The sequence below is a fragment of the Rhodopseudomonas palustris genome (genome assembly GCF_013415845.1).
In the GTDB taxonomy this organism is placed as follows: domain Bacteria; phylum Pseudomonadota; class Alphaproteobacteria; order Rhizobiales; family Xanthobacteraceae; genus Rhodopseudomonas; species Rhodopseudomonas palustris_F.
This window is the reverse complement of sequence record NZ_CP058907.1, coordinates 3,495,971-3,510,599: the sequence shown is the minus strand read 5'-3', so window position 1 is coordinate 3,510,599 and position 14,629 is coordinate 3,495,971. Positions and strand designations below refer to the sequence as shown.

The 14,629-nt window shown below is 62.5% G+C and carries 12 protein-coding genes and 1 tRNA gene; 8 read left to right on the top strand and 5 right to left on the bottom strand.

Going from position 1 to position 14,629, the window contains the following annotated elements:
* Positions 1-110: 110 nt before the first annotated feature.
* Positions 111-2,813, top strand: coding sequence for a PAS domain S-box protein (locus tag HZF03_RS16045; RefSeq protein WP_104512138.1), 2,703 nt, complete (start codon positions 111-113; stop codon positions 2,811-2,813).
* A 30-nt stretch (positions 2,814-2,843) separates the two neighbouring features.
* Here HZF03_RS16045 and HZF03_RS16040 read toward each other — a convergent pair whose 3' ends face one another.
* Together HZF03_RS16040 and HZF03_RS16035 are read right to left on the bottom strand one after the other, a co-directional pair.
* On the bottom strand, positions 2,844-3,194 hold the full coding sequence (locus tag HZF03_RS16040) for a GrlR family regulatory protein (RefSeq protein WP_011158731.1): 351 nt from the start codon (positions 3,192-3,194) through the stop codon (positions 2,844-2,846).
* 162 nt (positions 3,195-3,356) lie between these two features.
* Entirely contained in the window at positions 3,357-5,375 is a 2,019-nt protein-coding gene (locus HZF03_RS16035; protein WP_119019181.1) for a methyl-accepting chemotaxis protein, read from the bottom strand.
* 913 nt (positions 5,376-6,288) lie between these two features.
* On the opposite strand from HZF03_RS16035, the gene HZF03_RS16030 reads away from it, so the two are divergent.
* The 5 genes from HZF03_RS16030 to HZF03_RS16010 all read left to right on the top strand — a co-directional run bounded on the left by HZF03_RS16030 (position 6,289) and on the right by HZF03_RS16010 (position 10,537).
* Positions 6,289-6,525, top strand: a complete 237-nt coding sequence (locus tag HZF03_RS16030) for a hypothetical protein (protein ID WP_012496607.1) — start codon at positions 6,289-6,291, stop codon at positions 6,523-6,525.
* A gap of 206 nt (positions 6,526-6,731) precedes the next feature.
* Entirely contained in the window at positions 6,732-6,998 is a 267-nt protein-coding gene (locus HZF03_RS16025; RefSeq protein ID WP_150104550.1) for a hypothetical protein, read from the top strand.
* A 928-nt stretch (positions 6,999-7,926) separates the two neighbouring features.
* A complete protein-coding gene (locus tag HZF03_RS16020; protein ID WP_165858151.1) occupies positions 7,927-8,370 on the top strand; it encodes a hypothetical protein in 444 nt (147 codons plus the stop codon).
* 937 nt (positions 8,371-9,307) lie between these two features.
* The gene (locus HZF03_RS16015; protein ID WP_165858152.1) at positions 9,308-9,742 is read left to right on the top strand and encodes a Wzt carbohydrate-binding domain-containing protein; all 435 of its coding nucleotides are present in this window, start codon (positions 9,308-9,310) and stop codon (positions 9,740-9,742) included.
* A gap of 3 nt (positions 9,743-9,745) precedes the next feature.
* Positions 9,746-10,537, top strand: coding sequence for a methyltransferase domain-containing protein (locus HZF03_RS16010; protein WP_012496604.1), 792 nt, complete (start codon positions 9,746-9,748; stop codon positions 10,535-10,537).
* A gap of 872 nt (positions 10,538-11,409) precedes the next feature.
* On the opposite strand, the gene HZF03_RS16005 is transcribed toward HZF03_RS16010, so the two are convergent.
* Positions 11,410-11,486: transfer RNA gene (locus HZF03_RS16005), tRNA-Arg, on the bottom strand.
* 196 nt (positions 11,487-11,682) lie between these two features.
* Here HZF03_RS16005 and HZF03_RS16000 point away from each other — a divergent pair.
* Positions 11,683-12,129, top strand: a complete 447-nt coding sequence (locus HZF03_RS16000; RefSeq protein WP_011158728.1) for a hypothetical protein — start codon at positions 11,683-11,685, stop codon at positions 12,127-12,129.
* A 54-nt stretch (positions 12,130-12,183) separates the two neighbouring features.
* On the opposite strand, the gene HZF03_RS15995 is transcribed toward HZF03_RS16000, so the two are convergent.
* A complete protein-coding gene (locus tag HZF03_RS15995) occupies positions 12,184-13,092 on the bottom strand; it encodes a PhzF family phenazine biosynthesis protein (RefSeq protein ID WP_119019183.1) in 909 nt (302 codons plus the stop codon).
* Positions 13,093-13,245: 153 nt separating this feature from the next.
* Between HZF03_RS15995 and HZF03_RS15990 the strand changes: the two genes are divergently transcribed.
* On the top strand, positions 13,246-14,121 hold the full coding sequence (locus tag HZF03_RS15990) for a DMT family transporter (protein ID WP_011158726.1): 876 nt from the start codon (positions 13,246-13,248) through the stop codon (positions 14,119-14,121).
* A 106-nt stretch (positions 14,122-14,227) separates the two neighbouring features.
* Here the strand turns inward: HZF03_RS15990 and HZF03_RS15985 are convergent, their stop codons facing one another.
* Positions 14,228-14,569: a hypothetical protein gene (locus HZF03_RS15985; protein ID WP_012496602.1), complete on the bottom strand. Its 342-nt coding sequence runs from the start codon at positions 14,567-14,569 to the stop codon at positions 14,228-14,230.
* Positions 14,570-14,629: the final 60 nt, after the last annotated feature.

Here is a 14,629-nt window from a genome sequence, read left to right as displayed (position 1 = left end):
AGCTCTGTCGGGGCAGCTTCGGCGATTGTTGCCGGCGCACCGACGCTGTACTGTTGGCGGTGCAAGTGTGGGAGGATCACGCCCGCACAGGGAGCGCCGGTCTCGTCCGCATGCCAAACGCTGTTTCATCGTTCATCCAGAGCGTGAGGACACGGACGCTCTCGATCGGACAGATGACGTTCGGCAGCTTTCTGTTGCTGCTGACGATCATCGCCGCCACCTCTATCGGCAGCGTGGTGGCGATCCGGCATATCGACCGCACCTTCGGCGAGTTGCAGCGGCTGCAAAGCGTCGGCGACCTCGCCGAAGAGATCGAACGGCGGATGAGCGATCTGCGCTTCGCCGCTCGGCAAGCGGTGACCGAGCCGGCCGCGCAGCCCGCCGGCAAGGTGTTCGCCGCCGCGTCCGCGCTCACTGAACTTCTGAAGAAGACCCGTCTGGAACTGGCGCCGGATCAGCAGGAGATGCTCGACGGCGTCACCGAGCGTCTGACCAATTATCGCGACGGCCTTCAGCGCATCACCGAGCTGATGCAGCGCCGCGGCGAGCTGGTGGCGAAGATCCCTGCGCTGCGCGAGGCCTTCGAGGCGACGATCGCCGGCCTGTCCGATCGCAAGCTCGCCGGCGATCTGCATTCGGCCCAGATCAAGGTCGGCGCCGCGCTGCTGTCACGCGATCTGATGGGCGCCAGTGACGCGGCACGGCGGATGCGGGCGTTGCCGATCGGCGATGCCGCCGCGGCCCGTTCGGTGCGCGACTACGCCGAGCTGATCGCCTCGACCGCGGCGGTGGAGCAGGAGATCGCCGATCTCGATCGCGACGTGCTCGGCACCGAAGGCCGGCTGATCGGCAAGGTCACCGAGCTCCTGCGTGATGCCGCCGCCCGCCGCGGCCGGGTGCTATCGCGCGATCTCGCCCGCACGCTCGCCGAAGACAAGTGGCAGAGCATCGTGCTCGGCATCGCCGGCGTGCTGGTCGGCTGGATGGCGGCGGCGTTCGTGGTCCGCCGCACCGTCGGACCGCTGACGGCGATTACCCGGGCAATCCGCTCGCTGGCGGCTGGGCAGCAATACACCGCGATCCCGGCGACCGACGTGAAGAACGAGATCGGCGACATCGCCCGTGCCGCCGAAGTGTTCCGCCGCACGCTGGTCGATGCCGACAACGCCCGCGAGGCCGCGGTGCGGGCGCTCGCCGAACAACGGCTCGCCGAGGAAAGCTACCGCAAGCTGTTCGAAGGCTCGATCGACGGCATCTATGTGACCACGCCCGACGGCGCGCTGCTCAACGCCAATCCGGCGCTGGCCCGGATGATGGGCTACGACAGCCCGGCCGAACTGATCCGCGCCACCGCCGACGTCTCCACAACGATCTACCTCGATCCCGCCAAGCGTGAGGAATATCGCGAGCTGATGCAGCGCGACGGCATGGTGCGCGAATTCGAGTATCAGGCGCGCAAACGTAGCGGTGATGTGCTGTGGCTGTCGGACAGCGCCGGCGCGGTCCGCGACGAGGCCGGCAACGTGATCCGCTACGAAGGCGCGGTGCGCGACATCACCGATCAGAAGCGCGCCGAGCAGGCGGTTGCCGCAAGCCGGCTGCTGCTGCAGCAAGTCATCGACACCGTTCCGGCGGTGATCAACGTCAAGGATACCGAGCTGCGCTACGTGCTGATGAACCGCTATATGGCGGGCGTGTTCGGCATCCATCCGCGCGACGCGATCGGCCGCACCACCGCCGAGCTAATGTCGCGGTTCGGCTCGCACAAGACCGACGCCAACGACAAGCGCGTGCTCGCGACCGGCGAGGGGCTCGGCTTCTACGAGGAGGAGTACCGCGACGCGACCGGAGCGACGCGGCAGTGGCTGGTCAACAAGATGCCGCTGAAGGACGCCGACGGCGAGATCGAGCGGATCGTCACGGTGGCGCTGGATATCGGCGAACGCAAGCGCGGCGAGCTCGAGATGCGCCAGGCCAAGGATGCGGCCGAGGCGGCGCTGCGCAACCTGCGCGAGACCCAGCAATCGCTGATCGAAGCCGAAAAGCTCGCAGCGCTCGGCCGGTTGGTCGCCGGCGTTGCGCATGAGGTCAACAACCCGGTCGGCATCAGCCTGACGGTGGCTTCGGCGCTGGAGCGCAAGGCGGCGGTGTTTGCCACCGAGGTCGCGCGCGGCGAGCTGAAGCGCTCGCGCCTCAACGAGTTTCTGGAGACGACGCGCGATGCCTCGTCACAGCTCGTCGCCAATTTGAACCGCGCCGCCGAGCTGATCCAGTCGTTCAAGCAGGTCGCGGCCGACCGCAACTACTCGGACCAGCGCCTGTTCGATCTCGGCGATCTCACCGAGCAGGTGGTGATGAGCCTGCGGCCGGGCCTGCGCAAACACAATCTGACGCTGAACGTCGAGTGCCAGCCCGGCCTGATGATGAATTCCTATCCGGGCCCATACGGGCAGGTGCTGACCAACCTGTTTCTGAATTCGGTGGCGCACGCGTTTCCGAACGGGCGCGCCGGCACGGTCGAGATCGAGGTGCGCGCGGCCGGCAACGATCACGTCGTGGTCGCGTATTCCGACGACGGCTGCGGCATGAGCCTCGACGTCCGCCGCCGCGCCTTCGATCCGTTCTTCACCACGCGGCGCGACCAGGGCGGCACCGGCCTCGGCCTGCACATCGTCTACAACATCGTCACCAACCGGCTCGGCGGCCGGCTCGAGCTCGATTCCGAGCCCGGCAACGGCACGCGCATCCTGATGACTCTGCCGCGGACCGCGCCGCAGGAGCGCGCCGAGCTGTCAGCGGCGTCGGGCTCGTAGGGAAGGCGCGGACGGCGGCGCTGCCGTGCGTCAGTCGGCGGGGGCCAGCCAGCGCAGCGTGGCGCGAAAAAGCTGGCTGGATTTGCCGACCAGCGCCGTGCCGGTCATCACTGCGGCGTTGCCGTCCGACGTGCCGGTGACGCCAACCCCGACCGGCTCCTTCTGGCCGCCGAACAGCGGATTGGCGTCCGGGCTCGGGGTGTGCTGGGTGACGGTGACCTCGCCCTTGAAGCTGTCGCCGGAGACCACGTAGCTGCCGACATAATACAGATAGGCGTCGCCGCCGAGGATCTTGCCGTCGCGAAACAGCGCCACGCCGCTGCCCTTGCCGGAGCGGCCGTCGAGCAGATCAACGTGGATCGAATACAGCCCGTTCCTCATCACGTTCCCCGCCGCGTCGATAAATGATCGGACGCGCTGTCCCGTTATGCCAAAGCGGGTGAACGGGCGTCAACGTGACAGGATATCCGAAGCCCGCCCGCGACGCCCCGGCAAGCCTGATTGCGAGGGAAGACCCGGCTCGGGGGCGAGCCAGGGCGATGATCAGGCGGCCCTGACGGTGTTGAGGAATTTGGTGACTTCGGTCTTCAGCCGGTTGCTGTCGGCGGACAGCGACTGGGCGGCGGACAGCACCTGCGACGAGGCAGAGCCGGTCTCGCTGGCACCGCGCTGCACGTCGGTGATGTTCGAGGACACTTGGTGCGTTCCTTGCGCCGCCTGTTGCACGTTGCGGGAGATCTCAAGGGTCGCCGCGCCTTGCTCTTCCACCGCCGAGGCGATGGTCGAGGAGATTTCCGACAGCTTCTCGATGGTGGCGCTGATGTCCCTGATCGCGTTCACCGACTCGCTGGTGGCGCCCTGGATGCTGGAGATCTGCTGGCTGATGTCGCCGGTGGCCTTGGCGGTCTGTTCGGCCAGGGCTTTGACTTCCGACGCCACCACGGCGAACCCCCGTCCGGCTTCGCCGGCCCGCGCCGCCTCGATGGTGGCATTCAGGGCGAGCAGGTTGGTCTGGCCGGCGATGGTGTTGATCAGTTCGACCACGTCGCCGATCCGTGCGGCCGCCTTGGAGAGTTCGCTGACGCGGTCGTTGGTCAGGCGGGCCTGGCTGACGGCGTCGTTGGCGATCCGCGCCGAGTCCTGCACCTGGCGGCTGATCTCGTTGACCGAGGACGACAGCTCCTCGGTGGCGGAGGCCACCGACTGCACGTTGGTCGAGGCTTCTTCCGAAGCTGCGGCCACCATCGTGGTGAGCTCCTGCGCGCGCTCGGCGGTGCTCGTCAACGTCGTCGCCGACGCTTCGAGTTCGGTCGAGGCCGACGACACTGTATCGACGATTTCGCCCACCGCGGATTCGAAGCCGTCGGCGAGCTGGATCATCTCCTGCTTGCGCCGCTGCGCCGCGATCTGCTCCTGCCGGGCCTGGGCTTCGGCTTCCTCGCGGGCCTTCTGTTCCGCGTTCTTGCTGATCACCACCACGGTCTTGGCAATGTCGCCGACTTCGTCGCCGCGGGTCGCGCCGGGAATCTCGGTGTTGAGTTCACCTTCGGCAATGCGGCCGAGCGCGCCGTTGAGACGGGTTAGCGGACGGGCGACGCCGACGAAGGTGAAGATCACCGAACCGATCAGCGCCAGCATCACGACGATCGCGACCGCGAAGCTGACCCGGTTTGCCTGCACCAGCACAGCATCGGCATCGTCCTTGGCGGCGCGATAATTCTTGCTCGATTCATTCACGGCCGCGCGCATCAGTTCCGCCGATCGGTTGGCGATTCCGAGTGCCGCGGCTGCAATCTCGAGCTTGCCGGCTTCCGATTTCAGAGCGACGGCCGTCAGGTCGTTGAAGGTCTTGCCCGCGGTGGCGAGCTGATCGATCTCGTCGCTCAGCGATTTGTCGGTGACGACGCTTCGCAGCCGGGACAGCGTGTCGTTCAGCTCGTTCGTCCGGGTATCGATCGCCTTCTTCTGGCTGTCCTCTCCGGTGGCGCTGAAGCGCCAGGTCGCTGCGCGGATCGCGTTGAAGTGCGAATCCGCTTCGTAGAGGATCGCTTCAGTTGCGAGGCGATTGGCGGCGGTCGCCGGCGAGGTCCGGATCGCATCGAGCGCGCTGCGCCATTCGCCGCTCAGCGCGTTGCGCTTGCCCGTAATCTCGAAGATCTGCCGGGTCGCCTTGATCAGCTCCGCTCCCTGCTTCTCGTAGTCCTTGTTGAGCGCGGCGATCTGGAGGAGGCGATCCTTGTTCTCCTGCTTCACCGTGCGCTGGGCCGCGCTGTCGATCTCCTTCGACATCCGGGCGATCATCTCCGCCAGCGACGCCGCCGGCTTATCGAGGTCGGCCGGAGCCTTCGCCAGCCGGATATCGCGGAACGCAAGCTGCATACGCCGCAGTGCGATGTTGGCTTCGAGCGTATGCTCGTTGATGTACTGCTGCCCATCGGCGAGCACATTGGCCGCTTCGATCTTGCGCTCGGCGACGAACTGATTGGCCAGCATCCCGCCGGCGAGGACGACGCCCAGCAAGCCTGCAGCACCGAGCTTATTACCAATGCGGTCGAACTTCATCACTGCACCTGCCTCAATATGATGCTACCTAATGCGTCGTTGCGCCGGCAAATTGATCGCCGGGTGATTATCAAGTGGTGAAAATTGGTTCTCGTGTAACTACCAGCGTCGATCTACGAGGCGTTGGCGTGCGCCGATCGCGACTGGATGGCGAGCCCGCAGGCGACCGTTTCCCGCTCACTCCTTGAACATCGCGTGCGCCCTTTGGATGAAAGGGGTGGAACGCTGCAGTGAGAAGGCACGACCGGGCTAATCCGGTCGACATTCGGGCATACCAAGGTCGGGTCGCTGCGGAGTCGTTGCGGCAGGCTCTGCGCGGATTCACCGCACGTGCCGAACGGCAACTTGCGGCAATCCGACCGATCCCGGCACTCGCGTTTCATCGAAATTCATAGATGGGATGGCGCGGGCGGCCGCTGCAGGGGAGCCCGGGGCTCGGGAAGGCGTGGATGGCGCGCTCGGAAGGATTCGAACCTCCGACCCTCGGAATCGAAATCCCTTATAAGGATCGAGATGGCAACGGCTTGACGCGTCGGTGTTGCACTCCTGTAGCAATCGGCCTCATGGTCGTCACAGGAAAAAATTCCAAGGGCGCCAAAACTCTTGCGCCAGGAAAGTCTTGGTCGGCCGTGCAGATAGACTCTCGCTGGTAACGCCAGCGGTTTGAGCGAAAAGCTCCATGGCGGCTGCTGCCTCCTTCGCAAATTCGAAGGCGTAACGCACGTCGGCATTATCAATGTGTCCTCGACAACAGCCCTGTCAGCTGTCTTTGTGTCGAAACCCTTTTGGTCTTTCCCGACAAGGATTATCCTCCAGCGCGGACCATACTCGATTGAACTGCTCCAAAAGGGTCGAGTCCCGTCTAGTGCACCTGATGCTTCTTGGCGGTAGGCGAGGCGGCAAGGATCTGCTTATGAGCGCCGTTGCGGTCTACCGCGCCACACTGGCAGCAGATTGGCGCTCAGTGCTCGGCGCCGGCGAGATTTGTGTCGTAATCGTGCTTGGCGGCGATAAGAAGCAGGCTTGTATCCTCCGTCGCTATGTGAGGAATCCGTTGATCAAGGCACTCGTCTCGCGGCTTCCAAAACGAATGTCGCAGACCAAGCCGCTCTGGTTTTCGATTGCGAGACAGCAACGCGGGAGCACGTGAGGCAGTCGCGGCCATAATCTCGGAGGCGGCTGCGATCGAGGCCAATCAGGAATCCTGAGCATCGCCGTCATCGATGCCGACCGTCGCGTCACCGTTGCCGAATCCGTACATCGCGAAACGGTTAACAAGAGAATACCTAAAGAGCGCTTACGCTACTCCATGGATTTGCCTAGCGCGGCAAGGCGTTGGACAGGAAGTTCGATGAGGTGATCGTGGAGTTTAATGCGCTGTCCGATGAATTCCGGAAGCGAGAGAGACTGCGTTATCCGCCGACAACCGTCAATCTTATCGCTTCGAATATTAAGTTGGCGTTGAAGACGAAGGCGATGGGAACTGGCCTCATCATCGAACACCTCGCGCTGTCTATGCTCAGGAATTTCGTGGAAATCGTGGAGGTGTGGTCCGCGAACGTAAGGGCCCGTGCAACTGCTCGTATCAATGGTAATGCCAACGCGGCGGCTGATACCGTATAGGAGTTGCTAGCATGGCTGCTACACTTGGATTTGCGAAAATCACCGGCTCACCTTGCGTAGACAGGGATGAGATTTGAAGCGAAATCAATAAGCGGGCAGAAGCTATCAGGCAACACGGCGAAACGACTGAAAAAGGCTAGAAATCTCGTGATGGAGCAAATTCCCGAAGGACGAATTGCTCCTTGGTGCGTACAAGGTCGCCAAACCGCCGGTGATGCGGATGCTGACCGAAGCCGCACAGGATTCGTGCCCGCCGTCGTCCGGCCGCCGGCGAGATAGAAGGCTCGTTGACGAGTCATGGCAAATTATGACCGGGTCAGTAGCAAGAAGCTGACGCGGGCGCAGAGCTACGAATGCGAGTCCAATGATCAACGGAATGCCGCTCTGGGCCCGAGCGTGTGCTTGCGGAAGAGCGCAACGCCACGAGCGCGCTTCATCGGATGCTTGCATTGATCCTCAATGCGTTGACGTCGGTCGGCCACTCTTGGCTGGTTGGCGGATGACGTGAAGAGCACCTCGTGCGGTATGCACCGGGGGCCACTATGGAGCGCAGCGGCCCGCCGGTGGTCGTGTTCCTTTGAGGCCGCCCGGCCGCTCGTAAGGGACTCGGCCAGGCGGCCAACTAAACGGAAATGCGGATGCAGATCCGGCGGAGTCGATCGGGAATAGGCTGGCGCTGCGGATTTGCCAGCGGTAGCATACGGCGGTCGACCCGGTGAGGGGCGGTCGACCGCCGCCTCTTTTCAGTCAGCAGAGAGCGGCCACCATGGATGCACAACGGACACCGATCACCACGCGAGACGTACAGCGTGACGCCCGAACTTGCCGGCATCCTCTCCAGTCTCGGCATTGATCGCCAAGGAAAAGTATCGGCGGACATGTGAGACGCACGGCGTTGAGACAATGCAGCGCATTCTCAATTGCCACGGTGCGGTTCCTGACGCTGGTCTTGCGCTCTCTCACCGAAGCCGAGAACAACCAGCGCGGGCTGGTTGCTCCGGTGTTGTGGGCCCTCTCCGACATTGCGGCGCCGCATCCGGAATGGACCCGCACACGACGAAATGACGCGATCGACGACATCGACAGCGGCGAAACTGGCAAGCTCGCACCGGACGCCTGCCGAAGTCCAAGAGGCTGCAGTCGAGCGGGAATGGCAGTGCGCCGCCCGCAAGATGGCTGCCCGTGTTCTGCGCCGTCGCTACAGGACGACATCGGGCCGGCGCTTATTGAGTGGGCACCCAGAGCGGCGGTGCGGCAGCTTGGAATTCCGCCCGACATCTTGATCGGGGTTCCGAAGCGATACGCGGGCCGTCGTCAGTTTCACGATCTGCCGTGGGACCCGCCGGCGGAGCTGTCCGCGCCATCGCTGTAACCGCGAATCTCCGATGGTCAGTGGTCAGAAGATCTTCGCCGAAACGGTCAAGCTCGCCTGCGGGACGACGCGCGAAGACTTGAGGGCGGCCTGACCACGACAGTCGTTTTCGGAAGCAAAACCACGCCGCCCGAAGTCTTGCCGGATCCAGCAACGTGGCAACGGGTCGGCGCGCCGATGGCCGACCCGCCAGACTGACAATGGCGGCTATGCGACGGCCTCGCCTCATCACGGTGGCGATGCTCGGCCTCTCAGCACCGAAGACCGCCGCCGGCCGGCGTGACTCGGCTGGCCACCGAGTCAAGCTGTGGATGACTGCGCCGTTCGTTTGAAAACCGATCGCAGTCGTCGTTTTCAATGACGTCACTGTGCGACCTCCCGACACCCATTTTGGTGTGACTGAAGCCGCGGCTTGCATCGGCGCCTTTTTTGTCCGTCGTTCCCGCAGCGCTGGGAACCTACGGCCGACGGCGGTTGATCATCATCTTGATCAACCGGATGTTCTGCCGCTTCGCCAATCCTATCAGTCGCGGCGACGCTTCAATTCTTCCCTTTTTGCCTTTGCAGATTCTAGTCGTTGTATGTACGAGTCCATCTCTTACCTTAGCGCCGTGATCTCGGCGTACATTTCTCGCTGAAATTATGCATCCCGCCCCGACCTCTGAATTGTCACTCCGCGTTCTCTCGCCCTGGCCATCTATGCCTCGGTATGCTCCGTAATCGCGCGCAGCGGCCTCGCGGGTCGGGCGCAGAGCCGTGCATCACGGCAAGTCAGGAGCATTGGCGCAAAATTGATTGCCGTCTTTGTGGGAGACGATATAGACAGAATATTCTAGCAACGCTCTCTTTATTCGGCTCAGAATATATTAATCCTTGGGCTCTTCTCAACAGAATCCGGTGACAGCCGCTAATGACCGTAGAGAGCTACAGAACGCAAATGATCGTGCGCAGCGTCGAGATTGTCGATGCTGAAGGCGTTGCTCATAGAGGCCTCAAGAGCGAAACCGACTATTTCATAGTTGTGACGGTTGAGGCTTTGGTGGACGTGCCCAATGTCACAGTTGGCTGGGTGATCAAAAGCGAATCTGGACTGTCCATCTATGGGACGTCAACAGCCGTTCAAGGATATCTTTCGATTCATTTCAGGGCGGCCGAAACGAAGAGGGTGCGCTTCACCTTCAGGCCGAACCTGGCCCTTGGAAAATACTTTATTTCTGCGGGTGCCGCGGAGATGTTGACGCCCGAAGAAGAAGTTCACAACTACATTATGAAAGACTACTCTCATGACGCGTTGAGTTTCGTGGTGGCTGCAGACGTCGATGTCGGCATAACTAAATCGAATGTGAAATTGGTGAGTTTTCAAAAGGTCTAGACAGTGGGAATCAACCTCGAGTGCGTGATCACGTTGGCTGAGTTGGTGGCTCTGCTCCCAAAAAAACGGTCTGTGATTGAACTTGGCGCTCAGGACATTTCGGCGGATCCGGAGTTAGTTGCCAACGCTCTCAATGAGCGGGGATATCTTGGGGCTGCGCGTGTGTCGACCGCGCCTGAACTGTATCGACGACTTGGATTCGAAGAGTACACCGCGATTGATTTCATTGATGGCCGTGATGACGTGAAAATGTTCGATCTCAACTTAGATATAGATCGTGCATACGGGTTTACCGAGACCTTCGATCTTGTTACCAATCTTGGAACTCTCGAGCATTGCTTCGATCAAGCAGCAGGTTTTCGGAACATGCACCGCCTTACCAAGTTAGGCGGATTTATGCTGCAGTGTGTTCCTGCGGCCGGTCAGGTAAATCATGGTTTTTATAGCTATAGTCCTAGATTGATGGCTGAGCTTGCCCTCGCTAACGACTATGAATTAAGCTTCATGTTTTTCACGTCAGACTTCACCGCAACGAGGGTTCCATACTCGATCGCAAATTTTCAGGCCTACGATAGTCGCGACGTGCTCTTGTATGCCGCCATGAAGAGGAATTCTGATCGGCCCTTCGTCAATCCTGTTGACCGCATGTTCACAGACCAGGCGGCTGTCATGGCGAGTGAGTTTCGACCGTACGTGAAAGCTCCTTGGTCGAATACTGTGACGGGGGGTAAATCGGATGATCGTCCGACTAGTGGCGGTCGTTGGTCGCTATTGTCGCGTCTGCTGGGGAAGTAATCATTATGGGATTGCTCCTTTTTGGCGCTGAGCCGAAATGGTGCGTAGACGTTGCTACCAAGCGCTTCGGGGCAAGATTGTCCAGCGAGGCTGATCTAAGTCATCGCGCGGAGCCAAGCCGCGTCGCCGAACTGAATGGCCCCGGTAGCAGCAGAGCTTGTTAGGTTGCCCGACTTTACGGACGTGTTAACTTTGGTTTTGTCGTGAGGCACTTGGTTGGGCGGCTTCGAACCTGAAGGGACGTCCGCTCTCATTTCGTCCCGATGCTCCTATACCGTGCTGGGCGGTACGGGTCTGGATGCCGGTGCCGCGCCAGACGACTCGGAAATTGTCCATCCTCATCGGGTGATCCACCGGGCCAGTTGGTCGACAGGGAGTCGCGCAAGTGCTGGCGAGAGGGGCTTGCGACCGGCTCGGATCGCCCGTGTGAGTTCGGAATCCGGCTGACTAAGGGGGGGCGATCGGCGGCGCGACCGATCGGGAGTACCTCGCGAGCAAGCTGTTCGGCCGCGGCTATGCCACTCCGCGCTTCAGGGGGGGGGGGCGTTCTCGCGTCCGGAAGCTGATGCTCAATTGACGGTTCGCTGCGAGCCCTTGCAGCCAACCCTGAGCGATTGGGGTGGGGGGCTCTTGTCCGCGATCCGCCGCCCCGTCCTCAGCGCTTCGATCGCTCGGTGAATGTTGGCCTCGTCTCGACCATTGCCTGCACCCTTTCGAGTCAAGCTGTGGACGAGAACAAGCCGCGAAAACCGTGCTGCGTTCGTGTTGCACGGATCAAGCGGGACTGGTGGATACTGGCTGAAACTACAGGGTTTTCACCGACACAGGATGCAATGCGGGGCGCTGGGATTGAGCTATACTATTGATTTGGCTGGCGCGCTCGGAAGGATTCGAACCTCCGACCCTCGGAATCGAAATCCGATGCTCTATCCAGCTGAGCTACGAGCGCGGGGGCCGGGTGGGGCTTGCCGCCCGGCGGGGGCTTTCGAATACCCCACTTTTGCAGGCGCTTACAAGGGGGAGGGGAGCTCCCATGATTTCGCCGGAATGTCCGCATTAACGTCGCGCAAACCAAACTCGGCCAAAGTGCCGGTGCCGGCCGAGGCCGGCCCGCTCCCCTTGTCGCCACGGGTTTCGACCGAACCATGCGTACGCTGTTCTCGTCGCTGCTATTGCCGTTGATGCTGCTGGCCACGCCGGCACGCGCCGATCTCCACATCACCCGGGATCACGGCGGCTATGTCGAGGAGTACAAGGCCAAGTACCAGCGGATCCGGGACCGCCGCGAGCGGGTCATCATCGACGGCATCTGCAATTCGGCCTGCACCCTGGTGTTCGGGATCGTGCCGCTGAACAAGATCTGCGTTACCCCGCGCGCCAGCCTCGGCTTCCACCAGGCCTATTACGACAAGGCGTTCACCTTCGGCATCAAGGTCACCAGCCTCGAGGGCACCTCGGAGCTGATGTCGTATTATCCGCAGCCGGTGAAGGACTGGATCGCCCGCAATGGCGGCCTGACCACCGAAATGAAGAAGATCAAGAACGGCGTCGATCTGTGGAAGATCGTCGATCCCTGTCCGGAAGAGTATTGAGCGCGTCGGCCGTCTGACTGGCCAAAGAGCGAGCGCCGGTCCTGCTTTCCGAGCCTATTTCAGGCCGATCGTTCCCGACATCACCGCCACGCAGTGGCCGCCGATCGCGGTCGTGATGACCTCGCCACCGCGCTTCTCGGCGCTGGCGAACAGCAGGCTCGGCCGGCCCATCTCGAAGCCCTGCAGGATGGTCTTCGACAGCGTCAGATCGGATTCCGGCCGCAGCTTCGCCAACAGGCCGATCAGCGCGACATTGGCGCTGCCGGTGGCGGGGTCCTCGGGGATCTTGTGCAGCGGCGCGAACATCCGGGCGCGGATGTCGATGGTGTCCTCTTCTACCTGAGTGTACAGCAGGATGCTGGTTGCTGCAGCCCCGGCGATGCGGTCACGGAATATCTCGATCCGTGGACTCGCGGCGGTGAGGGCGGCGCGATTGTTCACCTCCGCAACGATGAATGCCGCGCCACAGGATGCGATGCACGGCCGGTGGTTGGCGATCTCGATGTCGCTTTCGCTGAGCGAGCAGGCCGCAGCGATGACATCGGGCGCAAGTTCGTCGACCAACGATAAGCTTTGCGGTGAGTTAAGGCGTGCGCCGGTGACAGCGCCGCCGTCCTTGATCAGTTCGATCGGGACGAGACCTGCCTTCTCCTCGAACACCACGCGATCGCCGGCAATGCTGCGGCCGTAGCTCTGCCCGATACGGGCCAGCACGAAGGCGGTGCCGACATTCGGATGGCCGGCGAACGGCATCTCGCCGTTGGGCGTGAAGATCCGAACCTGCGCGGTGTGGGCAGGGTCCTGCGGTGGCAGCACGAAGGTCGTTTCCGACAGATTGAACTCGCCGGCGATCGCCTGCATCTGCGCAGCCGACAGCCCTTCCGCGTTGAGCACGACGGCGAGCGGGTTGCCGCTGAACTGCTCTGCGGTGAACACGTCGACGGTCTCGAACTGCAGGCGCATGGCGGCTCCGGAAGTGACGAACGCGCACGCAGGGAAGGCGGCGCTGCACAGAAAGACGACGATCCATGCTGGCCGCGGCGCTTGCGGCATGGCATGGACGAAGCGCCATCGGGCGCTTGCCCGTCACCATATGATCGGGCTTCCGGGTAGACAATGAACCGTAATGCAGAGCATCTCGCCGGCCGTGCCGCGCCCGCCGTGTTCGTCGTGCTGTGGAGCACCGGCTTCATTGGCACCAAGTACGCGCTGGCCGGGGCCGAGCCGCTGACCTACCTGTCGATCCGGATGATCGCGGTGGTGTCGCTGATCGCGGTGATCGCGGCGATCGCGCGGCCGCGCTGGCCGAACCTCGCCGGCGTCGGCCACAGCATCGTCGCCGGGCTGCTGGTGCACGGCGTGTATCTGGCCGGCACCTCGATCGCGATCGCGCATTCGGTGCCGGCGGGGCTGTCGGCATTGATCCCCGGACTGCAGCCGATCCTGACCTCGACGCTCGCCAACCGATGGCTCGGCGAGCGCGTCACGCCGCTGCAATGGCTGGGGCTGGGGCTCGGTCTGGGCGGCACGCTGCTGATCCTGCACAGCCGCAGCCTGACCGGCGACGTCGGCTGGGGCTGGCTCGCCTCGGCCTGTTCGCTGATCGGTATCACCATCGGCACGCTGTACCAGAAGCGGTTCTGCAGCGGCATCGACTGGCGCGCCGGCAACATCATCCAATTCCTCGCCGCGCTCGCGCTGTTCGCGGTCGGCGCCGTGCTGTTCGAAACCCGGGTGGTGAACTGGACCACCGAGTTCGTGCTGGCGGTGGGCTGGCTGGTGGTGGTGCTGTCGATCGGCTCGATCGGGCTGCTGTACTGGCTGATCCGGCATTCCGCCGCGACCTCGGTCGCTAGCCTGTTCTACCTGGTGCCCGGCACCACCGCGCTGATGGCCTATGTGCTGTTCGGTGAAAAGCTGGACGTGGTCTCGATCGTCGGCATGGTGATCTGTGCGGCGGCGGTGTTTCTGGTCAACCGGGCCAAGGTGTAGGTCAAGACGTCGGCGGGGTAGGGCCGGGCGCCTTCGGTCAGCGGACAGCAAAAAGCCCCCGGAGCCGTGCTCCGGAGGCTTTCGCCGGCCGATCCGGATGAACCGCTCAGCGCTTGGATTTCTTGGCCTTTTTCGCCTTCTTCGGCGCCGCCTTCTTGGCCTTCTTCACGGTTTTCTTGGCTGCCTTCTTGGCTGCCTTTTTGGCCTTCTTGGGCGCCTTTTTGGCGGCTTTCTTGGCGGCCTTCTTCGGAGCTTTCTTGGCTGCCTTTTTGGCGGCCTTCTTGCCTGCCTTCTTGGTCGCCTTCGCGGCCTTCTTGGCGCCCGCCTTCACCTTCTTGGCGACTTTCTTGGCCGCCTTGCGCGCCTTCTTGACCACGGTCTTGGCTGCATCGGTGGCCTCGGTGATCACCTCGCCCACCTGCTCGATAATCGGCTTGTCGTCGTCCATATTGATCCCCCAAGGGTTTGTAGATAACCGCGACGATAGCCGATTCGCGCAATTAGTAAC

Excerpts from the sequence above, each read along its gene's own strand:
- HZF03_RS16045 (WP_104512138.1), top strand. The coding sequence starts at position 111 with ATGCCAAACGCTGTTTCATCGTTCATCCAGAGCGTGAGGACACGGACG.
- HZF03_RS16040 (WP_011158731.1), bottom strand. The coding sequence starts at position 3,194 with ATGAGGAACGGGCTGTATTCGATCCACGTTGATCTGCTCGACGGCCGC.
- HZF03_RS16035 (WP_119019181.1), bottom strand. The coding sequence starts at position 5,375 with ATGAAGTTCGACCGCATTGGTAATAAGCTCGGTGCTGCAGGCTTGCTG.
- HZF03_RS16030 (WP_012496607.1), top strand. The coding sequence starts at position 6,289 with ATGAGCGCCGTTGCGGTCTACCGCGCCACACTGGCAGCAGATTGGCGC.
- HZF03_RS16015 (WP_165858152.1), top strand. The coding sequence starts at position 9,308 with ATGATCGTGCGCAGCGTCGAGATTGTCGATGCTGAAGGCGTTGCTCAT.
- HZF03_RS16000 (WP_011158728.1), top strand. The coding sequence starts at position 11,683 with ATGCGTACGCTGTTCTCGTCGCTGCTATTGCCGTTGATGCTGCTGGCC.
- HZF03_RS15995 (WP_119019183.1), bottom strand. The coding sequence starts at position 13,092 with ATGCGCCTGCAGTTCGAGACCGTCGACGTGTTCACCGCAGAGCAGTTC.
- HZF03_RS15990 (WP_011158726.1), top strand. The coding sequence starts at position 13,246 with ATGAACCGTAATGCAGAGCATCTCGCCGGCCGTGCCGCGCCCGCCGTG.
- HZF03_RS15985 (WP_012496602.1), bottom strand. The coding sequence starts at position 14,569 with ATGGACGACGACAAGCCGATTATCGAGCAGGTGGGCGAGGTGATCACC.